General features: G+C 63.5%; 15 protein-coding genes. 9 read left to right on the forward strand and 6 right to left on the reverse strand.

Going from position 1 to position 14,402, the window contains the following annotated elements; translation table 11 throughout:
• Positions 1 to 3: 3 nt before the first annotated feature.
• From GM909_RS19925 to GM909_RS19955, 7 genes are all read left to right on the forward strand, one after another.
• Positions 4 to 1,314: a replication-associated recombination protein A gene (locus GM909_RS19925; RefSeq protein ID WP_157018972.1), complete on the forward strand. Its 1,311-nt coding sequence runs from the start codon at positions 4 to 6 to the stop codon at positions 1,312 to 1,314.
• A gap of 29 nt (positions 1,315 to 1,343) precedes the next feature.
• Positions 1,344 to 1,652, forward strand: coding sequence for a putative quinol monooxygenase (locus GM909_RS19930; protein ID WP_157018973.1), 309 nt, complete (start codon positions 1,344 to 1,346; stop codon positions 1,650 to 1,652).
• A 134-nt stretch (positions 1,653 to 1,786) separates the two neighbouring features.
• Positions 1,787 to 2,197, forward strand: coding sequence for a fluoride efflux transporter CrcB (crcB, locus tag GM909_RS19935; RefSeq protein ID WP_157018974.1), 411 nt, complete (start codon positions 1,787 to 1,789; stop codon positions 2,195 to 2,197).
• Between the two features lies 1 nt (position 2,198).
• Positions 2,199 to 2,696 (forward strand): fluoride efflux transporter FluC, encoded by a 498-nt coding sequence (locus GM909_RS19940; RefSeq protein WP_157018975.1) that lies wholly within the window; start codon positions 2,199 to 2,201, stop codon positions 2,694 to 2,696.
• The gene (locus GM909_RS19945; RefSeq protein ID WP_157018976.1) at positions 2,693 to 3,034 is read left to right on the forward strand and encodes a DUF190 domain-containing protein; all 342 of its coding nucleotides are present in this window, start codon (positions 2,693 to 2,695) and stop codon (positions 3,032 to 3,034) included. The genes GM909_RS19940 and GM909_RS19945 overlap by 4 nt, the downstream gene beginning before the upstream one ends.
• 91 nt (positions 3,035 to 3,125) lie before the next feature.
• Positions 3,126 to 4,109, forward strand: coding sequence for an RluA family pseudouridine synthase (locus tag GM909_RS19950; RefSeq protein WP_157018977.1), 984 nt, complete (start codon positions 3,126 to 3,128; stop codon positions 4,107 to 4,109).
• 123 nt (positions 4,110 to 4,232) lie between these two features.
• The gene (locus GM909_RS19955) at positions 4,233 to 5,024 is read left to right on the forward strand and encodes an ATP12 family chaperone protein (RefSeq protein ID WP_157018978.1); all 792 of its coding nucleotides are present in this window, start codon (positions 4,233 to 4,235) and stop codon (positions 5,022 to 5,024) included.
• Positions 5,025 to 5,223: 199 nt separating this feature from the next.
• Here the strand turns inward: GM909_RS19955 and GM909_RS19960 are convergent, their stop codons facing one another.
• From GM909_RS19960 to GM909_RS19970, 3 genes are all read right to left on the reverse strand, one after another.
• Positions 5,224 to 5,586 carry a YggT family protein gene (locus GM909_RS19960; protein WP_235911987.1) on the reverse strand — a complete coding sequence of 121 codons (363 nt, stop codon included), beginning with the start codon at positions 5,584 to 5,586 and terminating at the stop codon, positions 5,224 to 5,226.
• A gap of 245 nt (positions 5,587 to 5,831) precedes the next feature.
• On the reverse strand, positions 5,832 to 7,649 hold the full coding sequence (locus GM909_RS19965; RefSeq protein ID WP_157018980.1) for a sodium:solute symporter family protein: 1,818 nt from the start codon (positions 7,647 to 7,649) through the stop codon (positions 5,832 to 5,834).
• A 13-nt stretch (positions 7,650 to 7,662) separates the two neighbouring features.
• A complete protein-coding gene (locus GM909_RS19970) occupies positions 7,663 to 7,923 on the reverse strand; it encodes a DUF4212 domain-containing protein (protein ID WP_157018981.1) in 261 nt (86 codons plus the stop codon).
• Positions 7,924 to 8,084: 161 nt separating this feature from the next.
• Here GM909_RS19970 and GM909_RS19975 point away from each other — a divergent pair, with 161 nt between their 5' ends.
• Positions 8,085 to 8,756, forward strand: coding sequence for a hypothetical protein (locus tag GM909_RS19975; RefSeq protein WP_157018982.1), 672 nt, complete (start codon positions 8,085 to 8,087; stop codon positions 8,754 to 8,756).
• 85 nt (positions 8,757 to 8,841) lie between these two features.
• On the opposite strand, the gene glnA is transcribed toward GM909_RS19975, so the two are convergent.
• Complete coding sequence (glnA, locus tag GM909_RS19980; protein WP_157018983.1) at positions 8,842 to 10,251, reverse strand: type I glutamate--ammonia ligase; 1,410 nt, start codon at positions 10,249 to 10,251, stop codon at positions 8,842 to 8,844.
• A 51-nt stretch (positions 10,252 to 10,302) separates the two neighbouring features.
• Positions 10,303 to 10,641 carry a P-II family nitrogen regulator gene (locus GM909_RS19985; protein WP_157018984.1) on the reverse strand — a complete coding sequence of 113 codons (339 nt, stop codon included), beginning with the start codon at positions 10,639 to 10,641 and terminating at the stop codon, positions 10,303 to 10,305.
• Positions 10,642 to 10,951: 310 nt separating this feature from the next.
• Between GM909_RS19985 and GM909_RS19990 the strand changes: the two genes are divergently transcribed.
• Positions 10,952 to 12,466 carry an NAD(P)H-hydrate dehydratase gene (locus GM909_RS19990; RefSeq protein ID WP_157018985.1) on the forward strand — a complete coding sequence of 505 codons (1,515 nt, stop codon included), beginning with the start codon at positions 10,952 to 10,954 and terminating at the stop codon, positions 12,464 to 12,466.
• 37 nt (positions 12,467 to 12,503) lie between these two features.
• Here GM909_RS19990 and GM909_RS19995 read toward each other — a convergent pair whose 3' ends face one another.
• Positions 12,504 to 14,375, reverse strand: a complete 1,872-nt coding sequence (locus tag GM909_RS19995; protein WP_198174325.1) for a Na/Pi cotransporter family protein — start codon at positions 14,373 to 14,375, stop codon at positions 12,504 to 12,506.
• Positions 14,376 to 14,402: the final 27 nt, after the last annotated feature.

Below are 14,402 nucleotides of genomic sequence, written 5' to 3' on the forward strand. Positions count from 1 at the left end.
GCAATGGCTGATCTGTTCGAAAACCCCACCGCCGAACCCGGAAATGGCGGGCGTCCACTGGCCGACCGGCTGCGCCCGGCCGTGCTCGACGATGTCGTCGGCCAGGAGCATCTGACTGGGCCGGATGGCACGCTGACGCGGATGATCCGTTCGGGCTCTGTGGGCTCGATGATCTTCTGGGGCCCGCCGGGAACCGGCAAGACGACGGTTGCGCGACTGCTGGCCGGCGAGACCGGACTGGCCTTCGAGCAGATCTCGGCCATCTTTTCCGGTGTCGCCGATCTGAAGAAGGTGTTTGAGGCGGCGCGCATGCGGCGCGGCAATGGTCGTCAGACGCTGCTCTTCGTCGACGAGATCCACCGCTTCAATCGGGCGCAGCAGGATAGTTTCCTGCCGGTCATGGAAGACGGCACGGTCATTCTGGTCGGCGCGACGACGGAAAACCCGTCCTTCGAGCTGAACGCCGCATTGCTGTCGCGCGCCCGTGTGCTGAGCTTCCACGCCCTCGGCGAGGCAAGCATCGCGAAGCTGCTTGCCCGGGCCGAGCAGGCCGAGGAGAAGCGGTTGCCGCTTGACGACGAGGCGCGCGCGGTCCTCATCCGCATGTCCGATGGTGACGGTCGGGCGGCTCTGACACTGTGCGAAGAGATTTGGCGCGCCGCGCGTGTGGACGAGGTGTTTTCGGCCGAGGACCTGCAGCGCATCGTGCAGCGCCGCGCGCCGATCTACGACAAGGGCCAGGACGGCCATTACAACCTGATATCGGCGCTGCACAAATCGGTCCGCGGTTCCGACCCCGATGCCGCGCTCTACTATCTGGCGCGCATGTTCGATGCCGGCGAGCATCCGCTTTATATTGGCCGCCGGCTGGTGCGCATGGCGAGCGAGGATATCGGCCTGGCCGATCCCCAGGCGTTGGTAATCACCAACGCGGCCAAGGACGCCTACGATTATCTGGGCTCGCCCGAGGGCGAACTGGCATTGGCGGAGGCCTGCGTCTATCTCGCCACCGCGCCGAAATCGAATGCGGTATACACGGCCTTCAAGGCGGCCACGCGGGCGGCCAAGGAGCACGGCTCGCTGATGCCGCCCAAGCATATTCTGAACGCGCCGACCAAGCTGATGAAGCAGGAGGACTACGGCGCCGGCTACAAATATGACCACGACGCGCCGGAGGCCTTTTCCGGTCAGGACTATTTTCCCGACAAGCTCGGCCGCCAGACTTTTTACGACCCGCCCGAACGCGGCTTCGAGCGTGAGATCAGGAAGCGTCTCGACTATTGGGCCAAGCTGCGGGCGGAGCGGCGCAGATAGGCGCGGCCAAGCGATGAAAGGTGAGGGATATGTTCGGACTGATCGGCAAGATGCGGGCACAGCCCGGAAAACGCGACGAACTGATCGCAATCCTGCTGGCAAGCACCGATGCGATGCCTGGATGCCTGAGCTATATCGTTGCCGAAGATCCCTCGGACGCCGACGTAATCTGGATCACCGAGGCCTGGGTTGACGAGGCAAGCCACAAGGCGTCGCTTTCGCTGCCGGCCGTCCAGGAAGCGATTGGCCGCGCCCGTCCGCTCATTGCCGGCTTCGATTCCAGCACGCCGACGGTTCCCGTCGGAGGCGTCGGACTGGCCAACCCGGCGACCCCTTGAGCGCGGCGCAAAACATCCCTGCCGCACGGTGTTTCTCCGCTGGGAGTGCACAAAGCTGCGGCGGTCGGGATTTGACAATCCGGAGCGGCCGCGACAGGAGGATGTATATCGTTCGTTGAGAGGCGCTTGGCGTATTGGCGGTTGGAACTGAACTTCTCCTCGGCCTGATCTGGATCGCCGTCGGCAGCGCTCTGGGCGGCATGGCCCGCTTCTTCGTCTCCGGTCTGGTCGGCCGCCGCATTGGTGAGACCTTTCCCTGGGGCACGATGGCGGTGAACGTATCAGGTGCCTTTGCCATTGGTGCCGCCGCGGCGGCGGCAACGGGTGGGGTGGTCCTGCACGAACCGGGCGCCTGGGGCCTTGCCGCGACCGGATTTCTCGGCTGTTACACGACGGTTTCCTCGTTCAGCCTGCAGACCCTTGCCCTGGCCCGGGATGGCGACTGGCTGCTGGCATCGCTCAACGTCACCCTTTCGCTCGTCCTCGGGCTGTGCGCGGTGGCGCTCGGATTTGCCGCAATAGCGGCGATGATCCATGGAGCCTGATATGGACAGCGCCGAACATTCCCGTTCCAACGCTACAGTGGGAAAAGCGGCTAAGAGCCGCCGCTGGGCGCCGGGCAGGGCGGCCCGCAATTCCGTCGTTCTTTATGCTGCCGTGGGGCTCGGCAGCATGGCCGGGGGCGTCACGCGCGCGCTGGTATCGATCGCAAGCCTCGAACTTCTTGGCCCGGCATTCCCCTGGGGGACGCTCGCCGCCAACCTCGCGGGTTCCTTCCTGATCGGTCTGTATGCCGCGCTGACGGAGCCGGGCGGGCGCATCTTCGCCGGTTCTGCCCAGAGGCAGTTCGTCATGGCAGGCTTTTGCGGCGGGTTCACCACCTTCTCGCTGTTCAGCCTTGAGACGTTCCAATTGATCCTTGAAGATCGATGGCCGACGGCGGTGTTCTATGTCGCGGCGTCGCTGCTGGCATGGTTTGCCGCAGTCTGGCTGGGGCATGTTTGGGGCTGGCGGATCAATCGGCTGCGAGGCAAGGACATATGACGACGATACCAAAACAGGCGCAACTCCTGCGCATCTTCATCGGCGAGAACGACCGGGCCGAAGACAGGCCGCTCTATGAAGCGATCGTGCTCAAGGCGCGTGAAATGCAGCTGGCCGGTGCCACCGTCATGCGTGGGGCGGTCGGCTTCGGCCGGTCGAGCCGGCTTCACACGACCAAGATCATGCGTTTGTCGGAAGACCTGCCGCTGGTCATCGAGATCGTCGACAGCGAGGACAAGATCGCCGCCTTCCTGCCGGTTCTCGATACGATGATGTCGAGCGGACTGGTGACGCTGGAGAAGGTGCAGGTCCTGCAATATGGCGAAAGCGGCGGTTAAATCCGCTGATCCGTAGGCTGTTCATCGTGATTGAGGCTCGCAACGCCGCCCGTGCGATGCTATGGGCCCGGGCGAAGCAGGACAATCGGACATGGCAGGCATACAACAGATCACCGTCGAACCGGACGAGGCCGGCATGCGGCTCGACCGCTGGTTCAAGACGCATTTTCCGGGGCTTGGCTTCGGCCATCTGCAGAAGCTGTTGCGCTCCGGCCAGGTGCGGGTCAATGGCGGGCGCGTCAAGGCCGACACGCGCATCGAGCCGGGCCAGGTCGTCCGGGTGCCGCCGCTTTCCGTCGACCGCAAGGGCGAGGCGCCGCTGACCCAGCGCACCATGCGCGACCAGCACGATGCCGACATCCTGCAGAAGATGCTGATTTACGAGGACCCCAAGGTCTTCGTTTTCAACAAGCCGTCCGGCCTGGCCGTCCAGGGCGGCTCGGGCGTGTCGCGCCATGTCGACATGATGCTGGAAGCGTGGCGCAGCAAGAAGGGCGAAAAGCCGCGGCTCGTGCACCGTCTCGACCGCGACACCTCCGGGGTGCTGGTCGTCGCGCGCACCCGCCTTGCCGCCATGCGGCTGGCCGAAGCCTTTCGCGGACGCGACGCCAAGAAGACCTATTGGGCGCTCGTGCGCGGCGTGCCGAGGAAGCGCCAGGACAGGATTTCCACCTGGCTGGTCAAGGAACAGACCCTCGACGGCGACCGCATGCGCGTCGCCCGCCACGGCGAACCGGATGCCGACCACGCCATTTCCAACTACCGCATTCTCGAACAGGCCGGCCAGACGCTTTCCTGGCTGGAAATGGAACCGCACACCGGCCGTACGCATCAGTTGCGCGTGCATGCTGCCCATATCGGCAATCCGATCATCGGCGATCCGAAATATTTCTTCGCCGACCAGAACTGGGACCTGCCCGGCGGTATCCAGAACCGGCTGCACCTGCACGCCCGGCGCATCGTCATTCCGCATCCCGACGGCGGCCGCATCGATGTCACGGCACCCCTGCCGCCGCATATGCGCCAGAGCTGGAATCTGTTGGGATTTGACGAGACGGAGACGGATGAAGGCTGACATCGCCTTGTCGTCGTCAATCGGCCGCGCCGCAAGCCACGGCCTTGAAGCCGGCGGCCGCCACCTTATCTTCAACCCTCAAGTCCCGGTCGTCGCCGGCAAGAACAAGAAACGGAGCTGCCGATGCGTGAGCTGCTGAACGATCTCGAAAATGGCGAACATCTGTCCGACGCCGATCCGATGAAGCGCGCCCAGAAGCAGATGCGCCAGCCGCGCCCGCGGCGTTTCTACAAGGAGGTCGCCGTCTCGCCTGTCGATGAGGGCCATGCGGTGACGCTGGACGGCAAGACGGTCAAGACGCCGGGAAGGGCGGTGCTTGCAGTGCCTGCGCGCGCGGCGGCAGAACTGATCGCGGCCGAATTCTCGGCTCAGGGCGAAGAGATGGATCCGGTATCGATGCCGGTGACGCGTCTCGTCAACACGGCGATCGACGGCGTTGCGGCCGATACCCAGGCGGTCCTTGAGGATATATTGCGCTATGCCTCGTCGGACCTCATCTGCTATCGGGCTGAGGCGCCGCAGCGTCTGGTCGAGTTGCAGGCCGAGGCCTGGGACCCGGTGCTGGACTGGGCGCGTGATCGGCTGGGCGCACGGCTCCTTCTGGCCGAAGGCGTCATTCATGTCGAGCAGCCGCGCGAGGCGCTGGCCGCGCTCGGGGTCCATCTCAGCATGCGCAGCGAGCCTTTGCGGCTTGCCGGCCTGCATGTCATGACGTCGCTGACAGGCTCGGCCCTGTTGGCGCTCGCCGTCGATGAGGGGCTGTTGACCGTCGACGAGGCATGGACGGTCGCCCATGTCGACGAGGATTGGAACATCGCCCAATGGGGCGAGGACGCCGAGGCCGCGGCGCGTCGCGCCAAACGGCTGGTCGACATGCGGGCCGCGGCTGCGCTGCTGGAAGCGCTGACCAAGTAAAGCAATTCCTCGGCGCTTAGAACATGTCCCGCTCAAACGGAATCGTTTGAGCGAAAGGCACATGCTCCAACACATTGATCTGGCGCGCATATCTTCGCTTCAAACGATTCCGTTTGAAGCGAACGCGCGCTGGCCGGTATTGTACGGTTCCGCGCACAAAGAGGCGGGCCATGTCGCTCGCCGTCCAATTCGTCGCGTCTTATCTGCCGCTGCCCGACAGGTCGTAAAGTATCTTTGCGATGTCGCTTTCCAGCGGGAAGGACAGCATCCCCATGACTGAATAGCCGAGAAGCCAGGGCATGAAATAGAAGCGGATCAAGAAGAAGAACCAGGCGACGAAGAGCGGCACCAGCGGCTCGATCAGGAAGCCCGGCGTGATCGGCCGGAAGACGCGCAGGATCGGATTGGTGAACTTGACGAAGATGCGCATGAAAAAGAAGTCGGAATCTTCCGACAGGAACAGGTTCATGGCCGAGCGCCCGATCAGCGTCCACATGATGACGCCGAGGACATAGTCCACCACGATCACCCAGAGCGGGTGTATGAAAATCAGATCTTCCAAGAATCCCCTCCCAGGCGCGTGGATCGTCCCGCTGGCCTTAGCGCGCGTTTGCTTCAAACGGAAACGCTTGAAGCAAAGATATGCGCGCCAGATCAATATGCTGGAACATGTGCCTTTCGCTGAAACGATTCCGTTTGAGCGGGACATGCTTTAGCCGCGATGACGCGCAGACAAACGACTTATCTCATTTTGCCCAAAAAGAAAGGGGCGGGATCGAGCCCGCCCCTTCCAAGCTTTAATACCGATCAGTGACCGGCGGCAAGGATGGTTGCGCCGTGCGGGATGCGCACTTCGTCGACCATGTCCTGGATTTCCTTGCTCGGCGCCGGCGTCAGCAGGCTGACGACGACCATGGCAACCAGGCTGACCGGCATGCCGATGATGCCGAAGCGGATGTGATCGATGCCGAACCATGGCTCCATCAGGCCGTTATAGACCATGTAGAGATACCAGGTGCCGACCAGGAATCCGCCCATCATGCCGGCAATGGCGCCCGCCCTGTTGGCCCGTTTCCACCACACGCCGAGAACGAGCGGGAAGAAGAGGCCGGAACAGGCGAAGTCGAACGCCCATGCCACCGCACCGAGAATGCCCGTCAGCTTCAGCGAGGCGATGAACGCCGCGGCCAGGCCGATGAAGAGCAGCAGGACGCGGGCGACGATGAGACGCCGTGCGGTATCGGCACGCGGGTCGATGATCTTGTAGTAAAGATCATGCGACAGCGCATTGGCGATCGCCAGCAGCAGGCCGTCGGCAGTCGACATGGCGGCTGCCAGGCCGCCGGCCGCCACCAGGCCGGAGATCACGTAAGGCAGGCCCGCGATTTCCGGTGTGGCGAGCACGACGATGTCGGGCCGCATGAAGAACTCGTTCAGCTGAACGATCCCGTCGCCGCTCTGGTCGACCACGGCCAGCATGCCCACCGAGCTCCAGTGCTGCACCCATGCCAGGTTCGACACTTCCTCAAACGCCTTGCCGATGACCGCCGTGGGCAGGTTCGGATCAAGAAGCTGCAGCTTCGTCAGCGTGGCCAGTGCCGGCGCCGAGAAGTAGAGCAGGAAGATGAAGAACAGCGACCAGCCGACCGAGCGGCGTGCCGCGCGCACGGATGGCGTGGTGAAGTAGCGCATCAGGATATGCGGCAGGGAGGCCGTTCCAGCCATCATGCAGATGGCAAGCGACACCATCTTCCATCCCTGGCCAGCCGGCTCGTTTTGCGGCGTGGTGAGGACGGCGACACCCGGGACGGCTTCCGCCGCCGGCTGCAATCCGAATTGCGCCTCCAGTTCGGCGATGCGATGGATGGCCTCGCCATAGGAGAAGTGCGGGATGAGGCCGAAGCCCTGCTTGTTGGACATCCAGATGATCGGCACCAGATAGGCGATGATCAGCACGATGTACTGGGCCACCTGTGTCCAGGTCACGCCGCGCATGCCGCCGAGCATGGAGCAGATGAAGATGCCCAGCAGGCCGAGATAGACGCCGAGCTCGAACGGGATGCCGAGCGTCTGGGCGGCGATAGTGCCGGTGGCGTTGATCTGCGCCGTCACATAGGTGAATGATGCCACCACGAGCACGATGACGGCGCACAGCCGCGCCGTGTTGCCGCCATAGCGCGTGCCGATGAAGTCGGGCACGGTGTAGCAGCCGAACTTGCGCAGATAGGGCGCCAGCAGCGAGTTGACGAGCACGTAGCCGCCCGTCCAGCCGACGATGAAGCCGAGATACGGATAACCGCCGAAATAGACGCCGCCGGCAAGCGCCACGAAAGACGCGCCGGACATCCAGTCCGCCGCTGTGGCCATGCCGTTGTAGAGCGCCGGCACTTCGCGGCCGGCAACATAGTAAGCGTCGACTTCCGCCGTGCGCGACAGCCAGCCGATGATGGCGTAGATGGCGATCGTGAACATGAGGAAGCAGATGCCGATGGCCTGCGCGCTCAGCCCCATGCGCTCCAGGAGGGCCATGAAGGCAAAAAAGACGAGGAAGCCGAGCGTGTAGAGCGCATAGACCTTGCCGAGATTGTCTACGAAGCTCCTGCTCTTGCCGTTTTGAGTTGACATTGCGTGACCCTCCTCAGTCGCTGACGCCGTATTCGTCGTCAATCTGGTCCTGACGCCAATTCTGGACCCAGATGAGAACGACGAAGGCGATGAGCGAGCCCTGGACGCACATGTAGTAGCCCAGTGGGAAGCCCAGGAAAGTGAACGAATTCAGTGCATTGGCGAACCAAGGAATGATGATCGCGAACAACGCCCAGAGCGCCAGGACGACGTATGTCAAATTCCTGGTCTTCTCCCAATGGCGTTCCTTGGCGCCAGCATCAGTGCTGGACATGCAAAGTCCTCCCCTCAATTGTCGCAGGCGGTATGCCTGCACTCCTCCGCGCCGATCCGAGACGGAATCAGCGCTCATGCGATGATTACAGGCAGTCATGGTTCGCGAAAATACTGCTATGGTAGCATTCCCCTCGACGCAGGGATGGTTCTACTGACGGCATGAAAGAACTGACCAGACAGATATTTGAGGCGGCCGGCTGGCTGCGCGAGGCTGCTTCGCGGCTTTCCATCAGACATGACAAGGCGCCCATCGATACGCTCGAGCGCGTCCGTCACTTCGCGCGCACGCGCGCCGCGCTGATCACCCAGAAGAAGCTCTACGGCTATCTGAAGGAACGCATGGGTACGCGGTACCCCAAGATGTTCGACGACGAGGTTTTTGTTCGCTCGATCGACGTCGCCAAGTTCGAGGTTTATGCGGCCAGTCTGACCGATCTCACCTGCTTCTGCATTGCGCGGGCGACGACGGGTGCTGTTTTTTCAAATGACGACAGGGCAGATCTTGCGCGGAGTTGCTACGGGCTGGGCATCGAGGAGAACTGCGCCGAAGCAAAGCCGGACCGCCGCGACGCGTGGCTGAAGGCGTTCGACGAGCGGCTGGCGGCAACGGTGTGGGTTTCGGCGACCGGAACCGACGAACGGCATTTCGTCGAAAGCCCCAAGGCGCTGATACGCTGGGCGCCGATTGCCGACGAACTGAAAAAATATGACCGCGAAATCGTCGAGAACTCGATCAGGTTTGCCTGGCTGGAAGTGCGCACCGACTATCTTGGCCGCCTCGACGCGGACGCTGTTGCGGCCGACTGGAGCGCAGCCGCGAATCCAGACTGATCCATGATCGCCTCGCGAGGGGGCATGAAGAAGACCCGGCGGGATACCCGCCGGGCCGGTTTCATTTGCCTGAAGGCCGTTCGGTTCAGACGGAATAGTACATGTCGAACTCGACCGGGTGCGGCGTCATCTCGAAGCGCAGCACTTCGGCCATCTTGAGCTCGATATAGGCGTCGATCTGGTCGTCGTCGAACACGCCGCCGGCCTTGAGGAAGGCGCGGTCCTTGTCGAGGCTCATCAGCGCCTCGCGCAGCGAAGCGGAGACGGTCGGAACCTTCTTCAGTTCCTTGGCCGGCAGATCGTAGAGATCCTTGTCCATGGCCTGTCCCGGATGGATCTTGTTCTTGATCCCGTCGAGACCGGCCATCAGCATCGCTGCGAAGGCGAGATAGGGGTTGGCGGCCGGGTCCGGGAAGCGGACCTCAACGCGCTTGGCCTTCGGCGAGGCGCCGAAGGGGATGCGGCAGGACGCCGAACGGTTGCGCGCCGAATAGGCGAGCAGGACCGGCGCCTCGAAACCCGGAACCAGACGCTTGTATGAGTTGGTCGAGGGGTTGGTGAAGGCGTTGAGGGCCTTGGCGTGCTTGATGATGCCGCCGATATAATAGAGGCAGTTCTCCGACAGGCCAGCATATTCGTTGCCGGCGAAGGTCGGCTTGCCTTCCTTCCAGATCGACTGGTGCACATGCATGCCCGAGCCGTTGTCGCCATAGACCGGCTTCGGCATGAACGTGGCGGTCTTGCCATAGGCATTGGCGACCTGGTGGATGACGTACTTGTAGATCTGCATCTTGTCGGCGTTACGGGTCAGCGTGTCGAACTTGATGCCGAGCTCATGCTGTGCGGCGCCAACCTCGTGGTGGTGCTTTTCGACCACCACGCCCATTTCGGCCATGACGGTCAGCATCTCGGAACGCATGTCCTGCAGCGAATCGACCGGCGGAACCGGGAAATAGCCGCCCTTGGTGCGCGGGCGATGGCCGAGGTTGCCGGTCTCGTATTCGGCGTCGTCGTTCGACGGCAGTTCGGTGGAGTCGAGCTTGAAGCCGGTGTTGTATGGATCGGCCTTGAACTTGACGTCGTCGAAGACGAAGAACTCGGCTTCCGGGCCGACAAAGACGGTGTCGCCGATGCCCTCGGACTTCATGTAGGCCTCGGCCTTCTTGGCCGTACCGCGCGGGTCGCGGTTGTAGGCTTCGCCCGAGATCGGATCGAGAATGTCGCAGACGATCGCCATCGTCGACTGTGCGAAGAACGGATCCATGTGCGCCGTCTCGGTGTCGGGCATCAGGACCATGTCGGATTCGTTGATTGCCTTCCAGCCGCCGATCGAGGAGCCGTCGAACATGACGCCGTCGGCGAACATGTCTTCGTCGACCGCCGCCACGTCCATCGTCACGTGCTGCAGCTTGCCCTTCGGGTCGGAAAAGCGCAGATCGACGAACTTCACGTCGTTGTCCTTGATCTGCTTCAAGATGTCATTGGCTGTCGTCATGCTGTCTATCCCTGTGTGACGATTGATTGTGAGAGAGCCCGGACGGTCGCGTCAGATGGCGTCCGCGCCGGTCTCGCCGGTGCGGATGCGGACGACTTCCTCGATGCTCGAGACGAAGATCTTGCCGTCGCCGATACGGCCGGTCTGGGCAGCCTTGCGGATGGCCTCGAGGGCGGCTTCGACGGATTCGTCGGCCAACACGACCTCAACCTTCACCTTCGGCAGGAAGTCGACCACATACTCCGCCCCACGATAGAGCTCGGTGTGGCCCTTCTGTCTGCCGAATCCCTTGGCCTCGGTCACCGTGATGCCCTGCAGACCGACGTCCTGCAGTGCCTCCTTCACCTCGTCCAGCTTGAAAGGCTTGATGATCGCCTCGATTTTCTTCATCCGCTCGCGGCCTCCGATGGAATTAAAACGGGTATTTCCCTCCCGCTTCGCCGAACTTTAAGCACGATCCGTGCCAAGTCGATTTTGGGCGATGCGGTCGGGTGCGATTGTCGTGGCGCATGGAGCCGATCCGTGATTTGGGCCGCCTCATGCCATGCGCCCAGTCGCTGGGTACCAGCATGTCGACAAATTCTGTGCACCACTGTGCATAAAGATTGTGCATTCAGCAATATTTGTAAGCAGTCAATGCCGATTGCGATCGCTTTGCGGCTCGCTGTAGTCTTGCCGAGCGTTCAACCCCGGATGGCCCATGATGATCGAACTTCCAACACCGGCGCAGATGTCGACGGTCGACCGGCTAGCCATCGAGCGCGGACCGCATGACGGATACGGATTGATGCTGCGCGCCGGCCAGGCCGTGGCAGCCGACATTCTCGCGCATTATCCCGCAATGGCGGCGGCCCATATATTGTGCGGCGGCGGCAACAATGGCGGCGACGGTTATGTCGTCGCCCGCCTTCTGGCCGAAGCCGGTGTCGCTGTCCGCATATGGCGTGAAAAGCCGCCGAAGCCCGGTACGGATGCGGCGCGGGCAGAAGCGGATTGTCCGGTTGCGGCTGAGGTGCTGGAGCGCTTTTCGGCCAAGCCGGGCGATGTCGTCGTCGACGCGCTGTTCGGCGCCGGCCTGTCCGGTCCGGTGCGCGGTCCGGCGGCACAGGCCATCATCCGCGCCAACGCCTCGGGTGCCGCAACCGTGGCGGTCGACCTGCCGTCCGGCGTTTCCGGCGAGACAGGGCAGGCCGACGTTGCGGCGATCCGCGCTGCGCGCACCGTTACCTTCTTCCGCAGGAAGCCGGGGCATTTGCTCCAGCCGGGGCGTTCGCTCTGCGGTCCGACCGTGGTGGCCGATATCGGCATTGCGGCCGAGGTGCTGGACGAAATCGGGCCGCGATGCTTCGAAAATGCACCCGCGCTCTGGGCTGGCGCCATGCCGGCGCCGGGTGTCGAGGCGCACAAATATGCGCGCGGCCACGCGGCTGTCTTTTCCGGCGGCCCGGCCAACACCGGTGCTGCGCGGCTCGCCGCACTTGCCGCCGCGCGTGCGGGCGCCGGCGCGGTGACGGTGCTTTCGCCGGCCAACGCCCTCATGGTCAATGCCGCTCATCTGACGTCGATCATGCTGCGAAAGATCGAAGACACGGAGGACCTTGTTGCGTTTGTCGGCGATCGCAATCCGTCCGCAATGGTGATCGGTCCGGCTTTCGGCGTCGGAGAAAGATGCCGTGCCTTCGTGAAGGCCATTCTTGCAAATGCCGCGGACAGCGATGGCCGGCATGCCGGCCTGGTGTTCGACGCCGACGCCATCACCAGTTTTTGCGACACACCCGACGAATTGTTTGCGGCCATTGGCGCAGGGCAGGGCGTCGACACCGTGCTGACGCCGCACGAGGGCGAATTCCGCCGCCTGTTCCCGGACATCGCTGCGCAGCATTCGGTCTCGAAGGTCGAGCGGGCCCGTCTGGCTGCTCGTCGCGCCGAGGCAACGCTTGTCTACAAGGGGCCGGACACGGTGATCGCTTCGCCCGACGGGCGCGCGGCGATCAACGCCAACGGCACGCCCTGGCTTGCCACCGCCGGTTCGGGCGACGTGCTGGCCGGCATCATCGCCGGGCTGATGGCGCAGGCAATGCCTGCCTTCGAGGCGGCGGCGACCGCGGTCTGGCTGCATGCCGAGGCGGGCCGGCGCTTCGGCCCGGGCCTGATTGCCGAGGACCTGCCGGGCCTGCTGCCGGAGGTCCTGGGCGAACATCTGGGGAGCGGGTAGGCCGCCAGAATGCCGGCATCGCCCTTCACGTGGCGCTTCAGCCGAGCACGACCAGCGGCGTTTCGTCTTCGGTGGTGAATTGCAGGTCGCGCAACGGATCGCCCGATGCACGCCGGCGCATCAACAACAATGTGCGCAGGCCCTTGGCGATGCGGTTGGCATAGCCGAGGTCGTTGAGCAGCGAACTGAGCTGCATGCCGTCGATGCGTCCGGCCCTGAGAGCGGCAAAAAGATCCGAGCGAAATTGCTCCTGAAAGCTGGCAACGGTGTCGGCGAGTGATTGCAGCCGCTTTTCCCAGCCTTCGCTTTGCGCATCGGCGCGGCCCAGGAGCCTGACATCGTGCAGCACGGTGGCCAGGTGCCGGCGCAACGCGACATAGGCGTCGCGGGTGGGCGAATCCGGCTGACGCAGATAGAAGCCGAGATTCTTCTGCAGGTGCTTGGCGTCCTTGACGATCTCGACGAGTTGCAGGGCCACCATCTGGCAGGCTGTCCAGAATTCGCGATGCGCTTCGTCCTTGGTCGTGTCGATGCGGCCCATGAAGCTCAAGAGATCGGCATAGACGCCCTTGATGTGGCGCCGGTAGAGCAGGTCGGCGCTGGCATAGGTCTCGGCCGGCCGTGCCCGCATGACGGCGTCGTCGGGGCTGATGCGGTTGAGCTCGCTGACCGGCAGGTAAAGGGCGTGGCAGATCACCTCGATGCTCAATCGGCCGAGATGCTCGAGCTCGCGCACGACCGCGGCCGCCGCCGTATCGAGCGAGTTCAGCGCCTGGGGGTCGAGATAGCGCGCCCGTGTCAGTTCTTCCTGCGGCTTCGCTGCCGCCGGCTCGTCAATCAGCACACGCGGCTCCGGCCGGTCCGGCAGGACGGTTTCGAGCAGGCGGGCGAAGCGGTCGATCAGCGGCCAGAAGATGAGGACGCCGAGCCCGTTGAACAGGGAATGAAAGATCGCCAGCATGATGAGATCGTTGTCGGAAAACCCGATCAATTCGGCGAGCGTCTCGGTCAGCCAGACGAGGCCGTCCATCATCAAGAGGGCGAGCGTCGCCGTGACCACATTGAACAGGACATGCGCCAGTGCCAGGCGCTGGCCGCTGCGGTTGCCGCCCAGCGCGCCGGCGACGGCCGTCGTGACGCTGCTTCCGACATTGGCGCCGATCGCGATCGCTGCTGCCTGCAGGAGATCCACCTGGCCAAGCGCCAACGCCGCCAGTGTCAGCATCAGCGTCGCATGGGTCGATTGCAGCACCAGCGTCAGCGCAAGGCCGATGCCGACAAAGACGAGCCGCCCCAACCAGCCCGCAAGCTGGTATTGGGCCATGTCGAAGTTCTCGGTGACCGTCGAAAAGCCGGCCTTGATCTGGTCGATGCCGAGAAAGATGAAGGCGATGCCGAGCAGGATGCGGCCGGCCGCCTTGGCCTTGGGGCCGAAGAAGCTCGCCAGGACGCCGAAGATCATCAGCGGCAGGGCGAAGGGCGACAGCGAGAAGTTCTGCCCGGCGAGCGCAAGCAGCCAGATGCCGGTGGTCGAGCCGAGATTGGCGCCGAAGACGATGGCGATACCCGCCGTCAGGCCGATCAGCCCGGTGGTGATGAAGGCGATCGTCATCAGCGAGACGAGTGTGCTCGACTGCAGCGCCGTAGTGCCGACAAGGCCGATCAGCAGGCTCCTGAGGCGTGTCGAGGTGCCGCGCGCCAGCATCTGTTCGAGCGTGTCGCCAGCCAGATCGCGCAGTCCCTCCTCGAGGCATTGCATGCCGAACAGAAACAGCGCCAGACCGGCGCACAGCGTCATCCAGTGCTGGCTGGCCCAAAAACTGTAGCCGAGCGCGAGAACCGCAAGCAATGCGACGATCGCCATCGTGTATTGACGCAGAACACGGTTTGACGAGCTGCCGTCTTGCATGGAGGTACGCCTCTCGGTGACGCGGTT

The organism is Mesorhizobium xinjiangense (assembly GCF_009749525.1).
Lineage (GTDB): Bacteria > Pseudomonadota > Alphaproteobacteria > Rhizobiales > Rhizobiaceae > Mangrovimarina > Mangrovimarina xinjiangensis.

Bases quoted from the DNA above. Each gene is read 5' to 3' on its own strand.
- glnA (WP_157018983.1), bottom strand. From the start codon at position 10,251: ATGACGACAGCCAATGACATCTTGAAGCAGATCAAGGACAACGACGTG.
- GM909_RS19930 (WP_157018973.1), top strand. From the start codon at position 1,344: ATGTTCGGACTGATCGGCAAGATGCGGGCACAGCCCGGAAAACGCGAC.
- GM909_RS19995 (WP_198174325.1), bottom strand. From the start codon at position 14,375: ATGCAAGACGGCAGCTCGTCAAACCGTGTTCTGCGTCAATACACGATG.
- GM909_RS19950 (WP_157018977.1), top strand. From the start codon at position 3,126: ATGGCAGGCATACAACAGATCACCGTCGAACCGGACGAGGCCGGCATG.
- GM909_RS19975 (WP_157018982.1), top strand. From the start codon at position 8,085: ATGAAAGAACTGACCAGACAGATATTTGAGGCGGCCGGCTGGCTGCGC.
- GM909_RS19940 (WP_157018975.1), top strand. From the start codon at position 2,199: ATGGACAGCGCCGAACATTCCCGTTCCAACGCTACAGTGGGAAAAGCG.
- GM909_RS19985 (WP_157018984.1), bottom strand. From the start codon at position 10,641: ATGAAGAAAATCGAGGCGATCATCAAGCCTTTCAAGCTGGACGAGGTG.
- GM909_RS19945 (WP_157018976.1), top strand. From the start codon at position 2,693: ATGACGACGATACCAAAACAGGCGCAACTCCTGCGCATCTTCATCGGC.
- GM909_RS19965 (WP_157018980.1), bottom strand. From the start codon at position 7,649: ATGTCAACTCAAAACGGCAAGAGCAGGAGCTTCGTAGACAATCTCGGC.
- GM909_RS19955 (WP_157018978.1), top strand. From the start codon at position 4,233: ATGCGTGAGCTGCTGAACGATCTCGAAAATGGCGAACATCTGTCCGAC.
- GM909_RS19970 (WP_157018981.1), bottom strand. From the start codon at position 7,923: ATGTCCAGCACTGATGCTGGCGCCAAGGAACGCCATTGGGAGAAGACC.
- GM909_RS19990 (WP_157018985.1), top strand. From the start codon at position 10,952: ATGATGATCGAACTTCCAACACCGGCGCAGATGTCGACGGTCGACCGG.
- GM909_RS19925 (WP_157018972.1), top strand. From the start codon at position 4: ATGGCTGATCTGTTCGAAAACCCCACCGCCGAACCCGGAAATGGCGGG.